General features: G+C 46.7%; 11 protein-coding genes. 3 read left to right on the top strand and 8 right to left on the bottom strand.

Translation table 11 applies throughout. The features are described from left to right. Nucleotides 1-23 precede the first annotated feature (23 nt). The 4 genes from ACJJII_RS03815 to ACJJII_RS03800 form a co-directional block, all read right to left on the bottom strand. Nucleotides 24-3,110: an FG-GAP repeat domain-containing protein gene (locus ACJJII_RS03815; protein WP_444918349.1), complete on the bottom strand. Its 3,087-nt coding sequence runs from the start codon at nucleotides 3,108-3,110 to the stop codon at nucleotides 24-26. A 484-nt stretch (nucleotides 3,111-3,594) separates the two neighbouring features. Then, on the bottom strand, nucleotides 3,595-4,233 hold the full coding sequence (locus ACJJII_RS03810; RefSeq protein WP_444918348.1) for a hypothetical protein: 639 nt from the start codon (nucleotides 4,231-4,233) through the stop codon (nucleotides 3,595-3,597). A gap of 215 nt (nucleotides 4,234-4,448) precedes the next feature. Next, nucleotides 4,449-6,362 carry an alpha-amylase family glycosyl hydrolase gene (locus ACJJII_RS03805; RefSeq protein ID WP_444918347.1) on the bottom strand — a complete coding sequence of 638 codons (1,914 nt, stop codon included), beginning with the start codon at nucleotides 6,360-6,362 and terminating at the stop codon, nucleotides 4,449-4,451. A gap of 50 nt (nucleotides 6,363-6,412) precedes the next feature. Continuing rightward, on the bottom strand, nucleotides 6,413-8,854 hold the full coding sequence (locus tag ACJJII_RS03800) for a glycoside hydrolase family 31 protein (protein ID WP_444918346.1): 2,442 nt from the start codon (nucleotides 8,852-8,854) through the stop codon (nucleotides 6,413-6,415). Nucleotides 8,855-9,040: 186 nt separating this feature from the next. Here ACJJII_RS03800 and ACJJII_RS03795 point away from each other — a divergent pair, with 186 nt between their 5' ends. Both ACJJII_RS03795 and ACJJII_RS03790 read left to right on the top strand, forming a co-directional pair. Continuing rightward, nucleotides 9,041-10,558, top strand: a complete 1,518-nt coding sequence (locus ACJJII_RS03795; RefSeq protein ID WP_444895946.1) for an MFS transporter — start codon at nucleotides 9,041-9,043, stop codon at nucleotides 10,556-10,558. Nucleotides 10,559-10,735: 177 nt separating this feature from the next. Beyond that, nucleotides 10,736-12,139 carry an alanine/glycine:cation symporter family protein gene (locus ACJJII_RS03790; RefSeq protein WP_108734679.1) on the top strand — a complete coding sequence of 468 codons (1,404 nt, stop codon included), beginning with the start codon at nucleotides 10,736-10,738 and terminating at the stop codon, nucleotides 12,137-12,139. Nucleotides 12,140-12,206: 67 nt separating this feature from the next. Here the strand turns inward: ACJJII_RS03790 and ACJJII_RS03785 are convergent, their stop codons facing one another. From ACJJII_RS03785 to ACJJII_RS03775, 3 genes are all read right to left on the bottom strand, one after another. Further along, a complete protein-coding gene (locus ACJJII_RS03785) occupies nucleotides 12,207-12,653 on the bottom strand; it encodes a L,D-transpeptidase family protein (RefSeq protein ID WP_238152069.1) in 447 nt (148 codons plus the stop codon). Continuing rightward, entirely contained in the window at nucleotides 12,611-12,934 is a 324-nt protein-coding gene (locus ACJJII_RS03780) for a hypothetical protein (protein ID WP_444918345.1), read from the bottom strand. Before ACJJII_RS03780 ends, ACJJII_RS03785 begins: the two co-directional genes overlap by 43 nt. 585 nt (nucleotides 12,935-13,519) lie before the next feature. Then, complete coding sequence (locus tag ACJJII_RS03775; protein ID WP_444918344.1) at nucleotides 13,520-13,771, bottom strand: hypothetical protein; 252 nt, start codon at nucleotides 13,769-13,771, stop codon at nucleotides 13,520-13,522. A gap of 22 nt (nucleotides 13,772-13,793) precedes the next feature. Between ACJJII_RS03775 and ACJJII_RS03770 the strand changes: the two genes are divergently transcribed. After that, nucleotides 13,794-15,215 (top strand): aryl-sulfate sulfotransferase, encoded by a 1,422-nt coding sequence (locus ACJJII_RS03770; RefSeq protein ID WP_444918343.1) that lies wholly within the window; start codon nucleotides 13,794-13,796, stop codon nucleotides 15,213-15,215. Between the two features lie 80 nt (nucleotides 15,216-15,295). On the opposite strand, the gene ACJJII_RS03765 is transcribed toward ACJJII_RS03770, so the two are convergent. Then, nucleotides 15,296-16,354 (bottom strand): hypothetical protein, encoded by a 1,059-nt coding sequence (locus tag ACJJII_RS03765; protein WP_444918342.1) that lies wholly within the window; start codon nucleotides 16,352-16,354, stop codon nucleotides 15,296-15,298. Nucleotides 16,355-16,393 lie beyond the last annotated feature (39 nt).

The following is a 16,393-nucleotide window of genomic DNA, read 5'->3' as shown; positions in this document are numbered from 1 at the left end:
CCAATTAATTCAGAAGCAGAATTCTATCTTGTGATATTTATTGAACCCTCTTCAGTAAGCCAGCCTAACTCATAAATACCATCATTGTTGCTATCGATAAATCTTAAGCTATTTTCGACCATCATAGGGCCTAGTTCCGGTGATGTGGAAATTATTTTTCCGGTCCATGGGTCCATTTCTACAATATAGTGCAGCTCATTATTTTCGACATTTAACAGTAGATTGCGATGTGAAGTTCCGTAATTTTGTACGACAATAGAGCGAACGTCATATCCTTCTAGGGAAGTTAAATTCTTGAATTCCAAACTGCTGTTGACCACTATAATCCATGCTTTGGAATAATATTCCATTAAAATAATAACTTCATCGATAGAATCTCCGTCTAAATCTCCTGTGCTTAATTGAGATATCTTTGAGTTAGGATTCCCTTGGCCTTCAGGAATGTCGGTGTGAATGTTGAATTGGGCTGAAATTGACTGATAGTCATCATCGCTGGTAAAGAGGCTGATAGTTTCCGTATCGGTAGAAACTACGTCTAGTAGCCCATTATTATCAATATCTACAAGCTTTATATCTATGCCTCCACCAACGTCATGGCTCCAGAGTAATTCGTAGCTATCCATATCGTAAGCATAGATACTAGCGTCCTTAGTTGTTGCTATCATGCTGGTTTTGTCATCGCTACCAAGCTGGCCTGCGGTGAGAGCAACTACTTCTTCACTCATGGGGCTACCAGACCAAACAATAGATTCCGAGAAAATGTCATAAAGCCCCGGGGTTTTCTCATTTACAAAAGCAAATTTTTCGGTGCTATCATTTTGAAGGTCTAGCATAATACCTGCTGTTATTTTATTTTCAATCTCCGGTATTGCAGAGCTAAAAGAGATAATATTTGTATCGGGGTTTAAAGACATTATGTGAGGATCTTCCCTGACGCCTTCTCCTAGACTCAAAGCAGATATCTTGGAGCTGTCTGCAGATTTTGATTTTATATCAACAAGTTTCTCTTCGAGGTCCCTCATATTAATACCAATTTCCCATTCTAATTCTAAATCTTCGTCACCTGAAAGATCTGAATAAATTTTTATTTCGTCACGGTTTCCGAAAAAATATTCTAGTTCAGGATCTGAATCCAGATTGGCTACTCTCATATTGTCCCCCCAGGCTGAGGGACGTGAATTCCATTCAGGGATAAATTCTTGAGCATCTATGTCAAATGAGTATAGCTGTGATCTGCCGACACTATTCTCTGTTGCAAGAATTCTTAGAGTTGTGTCCTCTGGTGATAAGAAAGTGGTAAATTGATTAGTTTTGACTTCATTTTCTATTTTAATTGCCTGAGTATTGGCGTCGAATAGTGTTAAAAATCCTGAGGTTGGGTGGATGCTGATTATTTCACCGATCCCATCCATGTCGATGTCTATAATATCAAGATCTGGGTTGTCCTTATCAGCATCTGTAAATCCATCTTCATAGTGCCAGCTTAAAGCATAATTGCCATCGATGTAGTCAAATACATAACCGCCGCCAAGTACAATTTCCAGTTCGCTATCACCGTCGAGATTGCCGACAGCAAATATCTCACCCAATTGAAGAGCTTCAGATTGCCATTTTACTGAATAGTCATCACTATTTAAAATAACCAGTTGCATTTGATCTTCAATATCACCAGGCTCTGAGTCGTACGAAGTATATATATCGACAAGGACAATAATTTCTAAACTCTGATCGTTATTTAAATCTGTAACGGAAACTTGCTCAATTTCATTACCTGTGAGAGTGGCTACTCTTTTAGGTTTTAAGTTGTTATCGAATAGAAATAATCCCGTCGTATCGTGAGACTGATTAAAATCTCCCTCAAGTCCTGCTAAAAGCTCTTCTTTACCATCGTTATTTAAGTCTGCGAAGGTAAGGCTAGATATGTAATAATTATTATTTCTTTTAGTGGAAATTTCTTCACCACTAGTTAATAAGTAGGGATACTCCCACTTAATAGCATATTCTTTACCATTAGAGCCGAATGCATACAACCTGCGCTCACCATTGGTGGCTACGATTTCCTTGATTCCATCGCCATCAATATCCCCAATTGCCACATCATTTGGCCAGTGTGAGATTTCAATATAGCCATTTGATAACGGTATTTCCCGTTCTGCATCTACGACTTTTAATACCCTGCTTTCGCTATGGGAGTAGTCTTCTTGAAACAGTGAAACTTCCCATTGGACGTCCATTTCTTTATCAAACATTGGTCCAGTGGGCGTCCAATTAATATTACCCTCTTCATCAATTTCCATACCATTTGGACGAGCTAGAAAATCTAGGTTATAGGGGTCGTTATCAAGGTCCTCTACTATTACCTGAAAGGCTGTCGGAATTCCATACTGGACAACGTCCGGCATATTAACAATAGACATTACAGGTAGTGCATCTTGAATCTCTGTACTAGCCGTTGCTTCACCTGTAAGCTCTCCATCCGAAACAATCACTTTTACTGCTACTTCATCATTTTTCAAGAAATGAGTAGAGGGTAAAAGATTGGTTGTGATATTAGAAACTTCTTCGTTGTTGACGGTCCAATAATATTCAATATTTAAGGGGTCGTTATCTATATCTGAAATACTGATCGTGGCTTCAATATCAGTGTTCGTGAAAGCAGGTAAATTTGAGAAGCTTAAGCTTTCAACTATAGGGGCTCTATTTTGAATAATGATGGAAGTATTTTGCGAAACAGAATCTTCACCGTCAGTGATATAAGCTTCTATACTAATTGTATCCCCGTGATTAAAATGGGATGCAGCTAGTTTAGATTCTGTTTCTTCACTGATGATTTGATTATTATTTTTCCAGGTATATGTAACTTCTAGTTGATCTCCGTCTTCATCTGAGGCATCAAGTTGAACAGATAGAACATTATCGTTGTAGGCTGGGTTTGGGGTGATAGATAAACTATTTATAACCGGAGGTGTATTACTAGCTCCACCGCCTTGTCCCGATCCTCCACTTGAATCACTACTGGATGATCCTCCGCCTCCACATGCGGTAAGTATCGAAGAAATTAGTATGATGCCTACGGTGTTAGTAATAGGTTTATCATGAAAAATACACACATCACTCTCCATATGTAAGTACCAAGTTCAGTTCTTTGCGTTGATATAGAATTGGTATTTTAGTGCCAATTTTGATGGACTTAGTAGAGCACATTATGAACAGATAAAAATTTAATTTATATACGTGTTGGTTGGATAATTGTGGGGCTTATCACACTTTATTAATGGTTTTTTACTTGTGTTGTATTTGTTGGAACGATTGTTTTATATATTTCGGTGTAGGATGTAATAATCGATGATAGGTTATAATTTTGGTAAGTTGAATTTTTTATAGTCAGTGATTAGGTTGTGGTTTGCTTTGATGTTTCTGACTAAGAGTTTTAAGTTTGTGTTGCTTTTTTTAGGTATATTTTTAATCTTTCTTGAAGCTGTAAGTTAATTGCCTTTAAGGAATAAAATAAAGAGTAAGCAAACTTCTATTACGGTCTGCTTGCTCTTTCCTTATTTTAGTAAATAGTTTTACTGCCTAGATTTCACCGTTAACTTAATTGCTCTCTCCTTCCTTGGGTATTAATGCTTGTTGTAGCGCCTGCAATTTTGCAATCTCTTCTTGATTTAACTCTGGGTTCGATTCACAACGAGGATCGGTTTTTTGCAGCAAGGCGAGTATTTCTTTTGTCAGTGGTATGGGTTCACAGCCGTGTCCGGTTTCGCAAATTAAATCCCACTGCGGTCTGGCTTGGACATGACAGGCAAAGCAGTTACCTCCAAAACGGTTAACTACATCAACAAAACCTCGCTTACGGATTTTGCTGCCTTCCTCAGAAACATCCAGTTCAAAAAACTCCCAATCTTTAGTGGCGGGGTTAAAGCCTTTTTGGTGTTTGACCATCACTTCCCCGGGGACTAACTGGACCACTGATCCAGGAGGATAAACACCTCCAGTGTTGGAGTTTGCGACCTCTAGAGTCCCATCCAGATCTCCCAGTAAATTATCCACATAAAACCCCCGCACCTTGGTCATATCTCGGATGCAGTTAAAAGTCTCGTCTGCCACCTGGATAGGTGCTTCGCTCTGTTCAGCCTTGTTAGTTTTAGCCATTGTAGGAAGTGCTACTGATGCTAAAAGTGCAGCCAAAATTATGTTTAGTGGTGAAAAATAGTGGCTAGGTTGTCGGTTCATAATCTCCCCTTGCATATCAATTTCGGCTTTTATTTAAATTGTGCGCAATATAGTTGTGGGCAATATACATGAGGTAGTGTTTATGTCAAGCGAGTTACCTGATGAGTATGGTTAGGGATTGTCGGGATTATGTTGTGAGAAAGGGGGTAGGGTGGGTATAAATTGCTGTGCTTAAGCGTTCTTGGAGGGGAGTAGTCCCCTCCAGGGCTGAGTGGCTATTTCTGGGGAGCAGTGGATATTGCAAAGATATGGCTTTCGTAGGGTGCCAACAGGATCTTTGTGGAGGCTTGGTCTTTTTCCAAGATAAGGTTTGCCACCTTATTGGATATCTGGCTTTCAGCCAGGTAGCTGCCCGGTTGTAGTTTCCAGGCCTCTAGAAGTGCTGTAGGCAACTGAAAATCAAACTCCACTGCCCTGTTATCGAAGTTGGCGATTACCAACAATTTTTCATGTTCACTCCAGCGGGCAAAGGAGAATTGTTTTTCCCCATAGCCAGAGTTTTGCTTGCGGTTGTAGCTGTGCAAGTCCAGGTAATCGCCAAGTAAGGCCGGGCTCTGTTTGGAGAAATTAAGCAGGCGCTGGTAGAAGCTGCGCAGCTCTTTTTCTTCTTTTGTCAGCAGTGCAGTGTCAAAAGCGCCCTCATTGTTCCAGCGGCGCACACTGGGTACTGACCAGTAGTCGAAAATGGTGGTGCGGCTGGCTTTGCCGAACCCAGCATCTTTGTTGGCGGGTTCTCCCAACTCCTGGCCAAAGTAAACCAAAGTAGGGGCTGGAGAGAGCGCGGCAGATACCAGCATTGCAGGTTTGCCTGCCTCTGGGTTGCCAGAAAATTGTGGGCTGGCAATACGCTGCTCGTCGTGGTTCTCCATAAAGCGCAACATATGAGAGGAGATATCTACCAGGCTTGCCTGCACCTCTGCGATTTTATCTGCGCTGCCCTTGTTCTCCATGACCGCACGAATAGCGTCGTAAGTGCCGACTTTATCGTAGAGATAATCCATTTTGCCCAGGTGCAGATAGTCCCGATAGCGTTCCGGAGTATAGATTTCGGCAAGTAACAGTGTGTTGGGGTTGTGCATTTTGATGGAGGAATTCAGGTAGCTCCAGAATTCTACCGGCACCATACCGGCCATATCATAGCGGAATCCGTCCACGCCAAAGTCCAGCCAGTAGTGGGCGATATCGCGGAATTTTTCCCAGGTGTCTGGGACTTTCTTGTCAGCCCAAAACTGGGCGTGGGCCCGGTAGTCGCGCTCGGCATATTCCTGGGGTAGCTCAGAAAAATTCTTGCTGTCATCGGGGCGAACGCCAAAATTAATTTTGACGGTTTCATACCAGTCGTGCATGGCAGGTTGTGCACTGCGCGCGCCATTACCGGTCCATTTGGCTGGACTCTCTATAAACTGCCCATCGACAAGATCATTGGCCTCACCATTGAGAGGCTGATAACTGTCTTCTGCAACGGGCACGCGGAAGTCTTCACCCACCACATAGTAGAAATTGTTGTTGCGGGCGTAGGTGACCTGGGTGTTGTCGCCAGCTCCAAAATCCTGCACGCCTTGGGGCTTATCGAGAGAATGATAGGCGCGGGCTACATGGTTAGGCACTATATCGATAATTACTTTCAGGCCGGCCGCGTGGCTGCGTTCCACCAGTGCGCGGAATTCCTGTAATCGCTCTGCTGGGTTTTTGGCCAGGTCCGGGTTTACGCTGTAGTAATCCTTGATGGCATAGGGAGAGCCGGCGCGGCCTTTGACCACATCTGGATCATCGTTACTGATACCGTATTCGGTATAGTCGCCAACGAGCGCGTGGTGCAGGGCGCCGGTGTACCAGATATGGGTGGCACCCAGAGCGTGGATTTCACTCAGTGCTTTTGGGGTAAAGTCAGCGAACTTACCTACACCATTCTCTTCGAGTGTGCCCCAGGGTTTGTTGGTACTGTTAGTGTTGCCAAATAAGCGCGGTAGCACTTGGTAGATAACGGCTTTTTTCTCCGCAACTTTTTCAGCGGGCTGTATTTCTTCCGGGCTGCTCTCCTGGCTGCAGCCGGCAGTGCCGAATAGAGCAGCACCTAGTAGGGAAGCCGAAATAAGTTTGGCAATAAACAGGGAATGTAACTTCTTCATTGTTTCCTGATGACTTGAATTTTTTTGTCAGTGAACAGCGGTTTGCTGAATTATTGATTTTTGAGCATTAAATCCAGCGGTTCTTTGTGCCAGTCAAATTTAACCAGCAGTTGCTGCTTGCGCTTGTTGTACCAGGCCCCACGGGGTGCCTGAGCAAAGTCTTTTTCACTGTCGAAAATAGGCAGGGATTCGCCGGTAACATCGAGCTGCGCAGGCACTTGTTGCCAGTTGTGGATCTTTAAAGTGACCTTGCGGGATTCCGGCATACCGGTATAACCGTCTCCTTCGCGATTAAAGGCGAAGGTTAAACCCTGCTGTTTGTTTTCAGCTGAGAAATGCAGCTTCTCGTATTTGCCTTTTTCAAAAGCCTGTGCGGTAGCGCCATCATCTTCATAAACATAGCGCTCGGACTTTGCTGCTGATGGGTGCGCGTAGTAGTCCAGGGTCAGGTTTTTACTGGAGTAATCACGGCTGCTGTGGATATCGTCAATGGTGGGAATAATGGCGCCGGCCCGCACCAGCACAGGAATAGTTTTTAGGTCCACTTCTACCTGGGCCTGATCGCCAGAATATTGTTCATCAGTCCAGTAATCGAACCAGGTGCCGCCGGGCAGTTTTACCGCGACCTCATCCACATCTTCTTCCACGACCGGGGCGACGAGGAAGTCCTGGCCCCAAAGGTAGGCATCCTTGTAGTCCAGTAGGGAGAGGTCACTTTCGGTTTCGAAAAACAGCGGGCGCATCAGTGGCATGCCGGTCTGGCTGTTTTCGAAGGCGAGGGTGTAGTTGTAGGGCAGCAGGCGATAGCGCAGTTTTACATATTCGCGCAGGACATCGCGGGTGCGGCGATCGTGGAAAACCGGTTCGGAAGCAATATGCTCCTGGGCGTGCGGGCGGTAAACCGGTTGGAATACGCCGTACTGTAACCAGCGGATGTAGAGTTCGCGGTCAAATTTCTCACCGCCGGCAAAGCCACCCAGGTCTGAATGGGTGTAGCCAAAGCCCAGCAAGCCCATACTCAGAGCCAATTCCACCTGAGGCTGTAAGCCTCCCCATTCCCGAGCGACGTCGCCGGTCCAGGGGATCATTCCGTAGCGCTGGGAGCCGGCAAAACCGGAGCGCATCATAATAAAGGGGCGGCGCTCAGGGTGCTTTGCCGTTTGGCGTTCGTGGAGTAATTGCGCCCAGGCGTGGCCGAAGGCGTTGTGAATTTCATCGGCCATACCGATTGCGTGAACGGTATCGGAGGGGTGAACTTCCGGTTCACCCAGGTCGCCCCACCAGCCGGCTACGCCCTGTTCCAATAACCCGTCGTAAATATTCCAGAACCAGTCGCGGCCATCTTCGGAGAAGACATCGATCAGGCCGGTATTGCCGAAATAGAAATCAAAACGCTTGGGTTCTCCGGCCAGGTTTTTGGCCAGGGCATTATTCGCCACGGCTTCCTGCCAGCGCTCGGAGGTGGAGAGGACAAAAGGTTCGGTCACCAGGATGGTATTGATGCCGCGTTCTTTAAGGTCGGCCATCATCTTTTCTGGTTCGGGAAAGGCTTCCTTGTCCCAGGCCAGGTTGCCCATATGACCTTTTATATCTGGGCCAAACCAGTAGAGGTCCAACACCAGGGCGTCCAGGGGGAAATCTTCTTCGGCAAACTTATCCACGGTTGCGCGGACTTCAGCTTCGCTGTGATAGCCAAAGCGCGAGGCGAAGTTACCCAGGGCCCAACGGGGTGGCAGGGGCTGTTTGCCAGTTGTGGATACATAATTTTCCAGCAACTGTGGATAAGTATCACCGGCTACCACGATGTAAGCGGTGCGCCCGGCTACAGCTTCAAATTGCAGGATATCTTCTTCGTTTGCGCCCAGATCCAGGGTGCCGGTGGCAGAGTTGTCGAACAGCAGAATGTATTTGTTGCTGGACAGTACTGCTGGCAGGGAAAAATACATCTGGTTGGATTCGGTGGTGTATCCGTAATGGGCACGGTTATACAGGGGCAGGCGTTGACCGCGACGGTCCATCCCCATAACCCGCTCTCCGCCACCCAGCAGTTTTTCCTCTGGCGACAGTGCGAAACGGAATCCGCGCATCGTCTCGGTGGCAAAGAAACCACTCTCTTCACTCAGGATTTGTTCGCTATCGCGCAAGTACTCGATTCGGAAGGGAGACTTGTGGATGACCGCAGTAAGCGAGCCAGTGCGGTAAACGAGCTTGTCCCCTTGTTGCTCCAGCGTCGTCTCGGATCGGCCGGCAGAATTGGTGGCTAACGCGAATGAGGGCAACTGCTTCAGGCCTTCGCGGCGATAGTGCACCGATAGCGCTGACGGACCAACCGGGGTGAGAATGACCTCGCCCTCACTCGTCTGTACAGTTAGTGAGTCTTCGCTCATGGTGTGATCGCGGTAGTTGCGCTGTTCAGCGGCCAGGGATTGAGCGCTCAGGCAGAGTGTAGCTGCGAGGCACACCAGGCGCAGGAGTGGGAATTTTAGGATCATCGCGCGGGACTTCAGTTGCTTGATTAGGATTCACAGTTTCGTGTTGGCCCGGCGTATACGCATGGGCCTGAGTTTATCCTAAAGCGAAGGATCTGGCCCGCATCCCCCCCTGTGGGGGAGGATGGATGCTCCGGGAGTGCGTGTGAGAATGGCAGAATAAGCATAACTAGTGATGCGGTGACCTCTATGACCCAATCAGCAAGCAGCGCCGTTGCGCCGCAAGCCCAGCAACCGCGCTTGCCCTTTTGGCAGGTGTGGAATGTCAGTCTCGGTTTTCTCGGGGTGCAATTTGGCTTTTCCCTGCAAAATGCCAATGCCAGTAGAATCTTGTCTGATCTGGGGGCGGACCTTCACTCCCTGTCCCTGTTCTGGATAGTGGCGCCGCTCATGGGGCTTATTGTACAGCCGATCGTGGGTTCAGCTTCGGACCGGACCTGGAGTCGCTTTGGTCGCCGCAACCCCTTTATTCTTTTTGGAGCCATCGCCGCAGCCCTGGGGATGGCGTTTATGCCCAATGCCGGGATTGTGGTGGCGATAGTGGCCCCCATTATCTTTGGCGGCGTTATGTTGGCCCTGATGGACGCGGCCTTTAACGTGACCATGCAGCCTTTCCGCGCTCTGGTATCCGACATGGTGCCATCAGAGCAGCGCACCCTGGGTTACTCGATACAGTCTTTGCTGATTAACATTGGCGCCATCTTCGGCTCCATGTTGCCATTCATCCTGACTAATGTGATTGGTCTGGAAAATACTGCCCGTGCGGGAGAGGTGGCGCCCTCCGTTATATGGGCTTTCTATATCGGAGCCACAGTGCTGCTGGGTAGTGTGTTGTGGACTGTGCTGCGCACCAAGGAGTATCCGCCGGAGCAGTACAACGCCTATAAAGGTCTCGACTCCGCGCAACTTGAGCGGGAGAGACAGCAAAAAGCCCCACTGGCAAAGCGCTTGATCGGTTTTTTCCAGCTGCTAATTAAAATGCCGCGCACCATGCGCCAGCTGGCCCTGGTGCAATTCTTCTCCTGGTTTGCCCTGTTTATTATGTGGGTTTACACCACGCCTGCGATCACTCAGCACGTTTGGGGAGTGGAAGCCAAGTGGTTTGATCCCGCCTATCTGGAAAGTGTCCAAGAAATTCCCGCACATATCGCTGCTGCCAAGGGTGCTGCCGGTGACTGGGTAGGAATTATTTTTGCTGCTTACTCCCTGTTCGCAGCGATCTTCTCCATTGTCCTGGCCCGTTTGTCTCAGGTGCTGGGGCGTAAGCTCACTTACTCCCTATCGCTGGCACTGGGCGGTTTGGGATACATCAGCTTCCTGTTCTTCCAGGGGGGTGATCCCACACAGGTGAATCTGTTGATTACAGAAGTTTCCGTACCCAGTGGCGCCCTGGGATTATTGCTACCGATGGTGGGTGTGGGCATTGCCTGGGCCGCTATTCTGGCGATGCCCTATGCGATCCTCTCCGACTCGCTGCCGGCGGATAAGACCGGTGTTTATATGGGGATTTTTAATTTCACTATCGCCGCACCACAGATTGTTTCCGCCCTGGTAGCTGGCTTGATATTGAAAACAGTTTTCGAAAACCAGGCAATTTACATCATTGTATTGGCGGGGGTGTGTATGTTGCTTGGCGCTATATCGGTGGCGCTTGTGAGGGAGAGTTCAGAACCCGAGCCCGCATTAAAGGCAACTACTACAGCTTGATAAGAAGTTGTAAAAGATCGTTAGAAAAGCCCCTATTTGGGGCTTTTTTATTGCCGGGATTCCAGGTTTTCCCAAATTTTTCGCATTTATGAGGCTGCGGAGTTTTATGGCGGCATTTTGACAGTCTGGTGTGAGCGTACCTAGACTGGGCGAATCTCACCGGAAATGAATTAAATTATGTCGATATTCCCTGCTATTGATCAGGCATTAGAGGCTTTTGCCAGTTTTGTCTGGGGTCCCCCCTTATTGGTGCTACTCGTTGGTGGAGGCCTCGCGCTATTAATCTATTCTCGTGGCCGTCCCTACCGCCATCTTGGGCACAGTATTGGGCTTTTAAGTGGCCGATACGATGACCCCAATGACCCTGGACAAGTGAATCACAGCCAAGCGCTATCCACAGCGCTGTCGGGAACCCTAGGGTTGGGCAATATTTCCGGGGTTGCCATCGCAATTACGATTGGTGGACCTGGGGCGATTTTCTGGATGTGGGTAACTGCCTTGGTTGGGGTGGCTACCAAGTTCTATACAGCGACGCTGGCGGTGATGTTTCGCGGTCGCGATGCCTCCGGGGAACTGCAAGGTGGCCCCATGTATGTTATTCGCGAGGGGTTGGGCCGACGCTGGATGCCGCTCGCAGTACTGTTTGCCGTGGCGGGACTCTGCGGTATGTTGCCGGTGTTTCAGTCCAATCAAACCACGCAGCTACTGCGGGAGTCTTTTGCTGAGCCCTTGGGTTGGGTAGCGCCCGGAGGTTCATTCACTTTTGATTTTGTTATTGGCTTATTAATTGCTGTTGCATCGGCCTATGTTATAGCCGGTCGTATCCAGCGTATCGGTAAATTCTCCGCAAGAGTAGTGCCGGGCATGGTGCTATTTTATCTGGGCATGACCCTTGTGGTAATTGCCAGCTTCTGGGAGCAGGTACCGGCAGCATTTGCGTTAATTTTCTCGGACGCTTTCAGCGGTCAAGCTATTGCTGGAGGTACTCTGGGTTCGGTCATCACAGTAGGGGTGAGCCGGGGCGCATTTTCTAATGAAGCGGGTATAGGCACAGAGTCTTTGGCCCATGGTGCAGCTAAAACCCGTGAGCCCGTTCGAGAAGGCGTGGTTGCCATGCTGGGCCCCATTGTAGACACACTGGTTATCTGCACTTGTACTGCCCTGGTGATACTACTGACTGGCGCTTGGCAGCAGGAAGGGGATATTGCCGGCGTTACCCTGACTGCACAGGCATTTTCTCAGGTGTTTGGGCAGTTCGGCCCAATTTTGCTACTGCTAATGGTCCTTCCGCTGGCTTTCAGCACTATCGTTACCTGCTGGTATTACGGCATGAAATGCTATGTTTTTCTTTTCGGTGGCCGCTGGCAGGGTCTTTATACCGGACTTTACATGGTGCTGATTATATTGGGTGCGGTGGCTTCTTTAAGTGCCGTAAACAGCATCATCATCGGGATGTATGCAGTAATGGCGATTCCAACAATGGTGTCTACTTTATTACTGGCGAGGCATGTTAATCGAGCGGCTCACGATTATTTTACCCGTATGGATTTAACAAAGAGAAAAGAGGCCGAGGCTTCCTAATTAAAAAAGGCGGACTAAATAGTCCGCCTTTTTTATGGTTGGTAAAAATTTACCTGTTACTTCCAATTCAAGGCACCACGGACACTTTGGTACCAACCTTGGCGTGGGCATAAAAAATCTTAGCCATATGCCAGGGGATACGAATACAGCCATGAGAGGCGGGATATCCCGGGACGTGGCCAGCATGCATGGTAACGGGGCCATTGATACGCATCATGTAATCCATAGATGCCCCGCGGAATCGAGAACCCGCAGGTTTGCGGTGGCGGCGCACATCCACATTGCTGCGCATTACATAGCCCCGTGGGCTGATGTAGTGACCGTACAGATTTGATCGATGGCTGTATTTCTTCTGTGAAATACGGAAGTTACCGGTAGGTGTGCGGTGTCCGGGTTTACCAGTAGATACTGGGGACATACCGGCCAGGCGCCCGCCTTTATAGAAGTATGCCATTTGATCACTGAGGTCGATCACAATACGCGGTGTTCCCTGAATATTGGACTTAAACCACATATGGCGGCTATGTCGTGGATTCGCCGCGTATCTGGAATGTGTTCCGTATCTGGAGTGAGCCCGATAATTCCTGTTGTATCGGGAATGCGCCCTGTAATTTCTGTTGTATCGGGGGTGTGCTCTGTAGTCCCGGTTGTGCCTTGAGTGCGATCTGTAATTCCTGCTATGCCGTGAATTTGCTCGGTAGTCCCTGCTATACCTGGAGTGTGCTCCGTAGTTTCCATGTCCATGTTGAGCGCTGTATCGCGAATTATAGCGGGAATTGGAATAATCCACGGCATAGGTCAGTGGGGCAAGAATTGCAGATCCCACAATCACTACGGCAGCGGCGAATGATGATTTTTTGCGTAGAGATCCCTTCTGTTTCGTGGAAATGGATTGATGATTTTGCAGCGAAGATCGGCTATGCATTACACACCTCTCTACTACCAGTGGGCCGTGTAAACAACCGTGGATTTTGAATCCAGCTACAGTTTGTCTTAGGGCAAGTATTTCTGCCCTACTACAGGGACAAGTCCATAGCTGGTGATTTCCCCAAAGCAGATAACCGTATACTCGGCCTCGGCTGCGGGTTGGTACTGCGGCGGCATGAACCACTACAAGTCCAAGGGATGGTAAGGTGGGTCTTAAGGGCTGGTGACAACAAAAAGGAATATACTGAGGTTCTCTTAGAGGATGCTCTTCTATTTGTTAGTGATTTTTAGGGATTTTGTCTTAGTTGCTAAGGTTTTATGAGTAATCTACCGTAACTTGCGAGTCAATTTCCAGCGTTCTTGAACCACGCCAGAATAATAGAAATAGCGTTCAAAAAGTTTTTATTATTTATTTCATCTTAGTAAGTGTCGCGACTATATCGTTATCCAAAATTATCCCCATTTCTCATTCTTGTTGTGCGGGCCATTGCGCATTAGAAAATTGAATGAAGAAATTTCCTTTTCGGGATCGCTAAAATATTTCTTTCTGGTTTGAAAACCAAGTAAACGAATCCACCCTTTTTGCGTTATGTGATAGCTGATTATTGGAAGCTCCCCTGAAAATGAAATACCAGGGTAGGGATGATTACTTTTAATATTTATTAAATAGGATTTGGCTATGACTGGAAGATCGACGTTACCCATATTTTTTCTAGTATGTATTGTAATGCTGTACAGCAATCCGGGCGTGAGTGTTGAGGTAGAGCAAGCGAATGAAGCTCTGCTTGCTTTGGATGACGAAGTAGAATTAACCCTTTCGATGCATCCACTAAATAGTTTAATGGTGAATGCGCAAGTATCGACTAGCAGTGAGTCGCGAGTGGCGATCAGGATCAACTCGGCGGTAACCGACCGTCGGCGAACAAATTATACCGACTGGGGCACAGAGCATGATATGACCCTAGTAGGTTTAAGGGCCGATACCACTTACCGTTTTACTGCACTGGCAATGCTGGAAAGTGGAGACGTTGTGCAGAGTTCGACTATTTCTTTCAAGACTGGTTCGTTACCTGAAGGCGCTCCCCCAGTTGAGGTAACTACATTTACAGAGCAAAGCGAAGGAGGTGTAACTATTTTTGCACCTTCAGGTGACAGGGATAATACCTTTTGGGGATTCGATGAAGAGGGTGAGGTTGTTTGGTACCTCCACGGAGACATTCCTCTCACCGGAGCTCCGGTAGTGCGCAATTTACAGGATGGCAATTTAATGTTGCTGTTGGATCAGGAAGCAAGGATTATCTCCTTTGCTGGTGAAACGCTGCAATCATTTGAGCTGCCAGCCTATCACCACGATGCAATTCTTCTAGAAAATGGAAATCTACTGGTATTAACAAACGCCTATGAAACAATTGATGGTCAATTGATAAAAGGAGATGCGATTCTTGAAGTGGATGGGCAGGGCAATACTGTATGGGAATGGTCTGCATTCGATCATCTCGATACTCAGCGTTTCCCCGGTGAGTTAGCCAGTCGAGAAGCGAGCAATGGTGCGCTAGATTGGACTCACTCTAACTCGTTACACTATATTTCTGCCGATAATTCGATTTTACTGTCAAGTCGCTCTCAAAGCTGGGTGGTCAATATTGATCATGATAGTGGCGAAGTAAACTGGATTATGGGTAGGGATTTGGATGCTTCCGAGGGATTTCTTGAGAAATTATTTTCATTGCAAGATGGCACCTGGATGGCTTCTCAGCATGCAGCTATGCTTGCGTCAGACGGAGACATTCTGATTTACGATAATAGGAATGAGTCCGAATACAGTGGTGAGGTCTATAATAGCCGCGCAGTGAAATTCTCTTTAAACACAGAGGAAATGGTGGCAGTGCAAACTTGGGAGTACGTTGCACCAAAGTACACCAATTCTTTAGGGGATGTAGATGAACTTCCCGGTGGGAATATTCTACTTTGCGCGGGCGGCCCATCCAGTGCTAGTACCGGCAACAATAGAGATGCATATATTGTTGAAGTCGCCGGCGATCAGACTGCAGAGACGGTTTGGGAGATGATAGTCAATGATACGAGTGTATATCGTGCTGAGCGTTTTACTTGGAATGATATATCAGTGGTAAGTGATTTATCACTTTAGATCCTCTAAATAGTTAGGCGCCAGTAACATACTTTGTTGCTGGCGATACTTATTAAAGGACTTCTAACCAGATTTGGCAATCAGTGCTCTATAGCATTGATTATGTTTCTAAAGCGGTATTCCCCCAGTAACCGTTGAATATCACTAGATAGGGCTTGAAGTGTTTTAATTAAATATGGCTTTAGCGTGATAATGTTAGGCTTTTTTTGGGGAAGTGTATGATTTGATGGAAACAGTTCTTCACCTCCTTCGAGGAACTCATCATTTATTTTTTTATTTTCCTGTGAATATCGATCTAAAAAATTAGCTCTATCTTCATCAGAGTTCCATAGGTGTGGTGATCTTGGTAGTGTTCGCTTGATTATATTTTGTGTATTGCTAGATTTTATCCATTTCAATAGTTTTGCATTTTCAGATTTTGAGTGTATTTGCTGGTTTAATATCTGTTTTAAAGCGGCCTCTTCATTTGATAGGCTCTCTCTTATGATTTTGTTAGAGTTTGGTAGGCCGGAAATCCCTAGAGCACGAAAGAAATTAACTGGTAGGTCGCCATTACATAGCTGCTCGTAAATGAGTATTTGTATATTGGGAAAGAACTTTTTGAATGCTGCTATATTTTTATAAAAGTTCAGGTTTCTATCTTCTATCTTTGATAGGAACTCCTTGAATGACAGTTTCGCTAGTGGAGATACTCCTTTCATAATATGTTCTTTGTATAGAGACTGGGCAAAATTATCTTGTCTGCGCAAGGTTAAGATGATTTTAGTTTGCTCTGGGGGTAATGTGTTGGAGAGTTGTTCTAAATAATGGTGCCGAGCCTCAATCCAGGAGCAATCTTTTGTTTTATAAGTGTGTCGACAAATAGGCTCTGCACTAATTAATAGATCAAGGTTGTTTTTCTGCGACTTTGACTTCCAATCATATGCTAGCAACTTTCCTCTGGAGATAGGTGGACTTTCAGGGTGATCGGAAAATGAGTGTGCAAAAAGATGGTGACCCTTATCTATGCTAATTAAATTTCGATGAATAATGGGATATAAAATACCTTTACTTCTTAACAGCCTTCTATATTTATAGGCGTAACATTGTATTGCTGTGGTGCCGGTTTTATGTAGCCCTGAATGTAAATATATAGTCATTATATGTTCTTTGTGTTTTATAGATCGTGATCTGGTATC

It is taken from the genome of Microbulbifer maximicatervae (SeqCode) (genome assembly GCF_052467825.1).
This window is presented reverse-complemented; position numbering and strand designations above follow the sequence as displayed.

Coding starts and splice junctions, on each gene's coding strand:
- ACJJII_RS03775 (WP_444918344.1), bottom strand. CDS start 13,771: ATGGGTAACGTCGATCTTCCAGTCATAGCCAAATCCTATTTAATAAAT.
- ACJJII_RS03810 (WP_444918348.1), bottom strand. CDS start 4,233: ATGAACCGACAACCTAGCCACTATTTTTCACCACTAAACATAATTTTG.
- ACJJII_RS03790 (WP_108734679.1), top strand. CDS start 10,736: ATGTCGATATTCCCTGCTATTGATCAGGCATTAGAGGCTTTTGCCAGT.
- ACJJII_RS03800 (WP_444918346.1), bottom strand. CDS start 8,854: ATGATCCTAAAATTCCCACTCCTGCGCCTGGTGTGCCTCGCAGCTACA.
- ACJJII_RS03765 (WP_444918342.1), bottom strand. CDS start 16,354: ATGACTATATATTTACATTCAGGGCTACATAAAACCGGCACCACAGCA.
- ACJJII_RS03795 (WP_444895946.1), top strand. CDS start 9,041: ATGACCCAATCAGCAAGCAGCGCCGTTGCGCCGCAAGCCCAGCAACCG.
- ACJJII_RS03770 (WP_444918343.1), top strand. CDS start 13,794: ATGCTGTACAGCAATCCGGGCGTGAGTGTTGAGGTAGAGCAAGCGAAT.
- ACJJII_RS03780 (WP_444918345.1), bottom strand. CDS start 12,934: ATGCCGTGGATTATTCCAATTCCCGCTATAATTCGCGATACAGCGCTC.
- ACJJII_RS03805 (WP_444918347.1), bottom strand. CDS start 6,362: ATGAAGAAGTTACATTCCCTGTTTATTGCCAAACTTATTTCGGCTTCC.
- ACJJII_RS03785 (WP_238152069.1), bottom strand. CDS start 12,653: ATGTGGTTTAAGTCCAATATTCAGGGAACACCGCGTATTGTGATCGAC.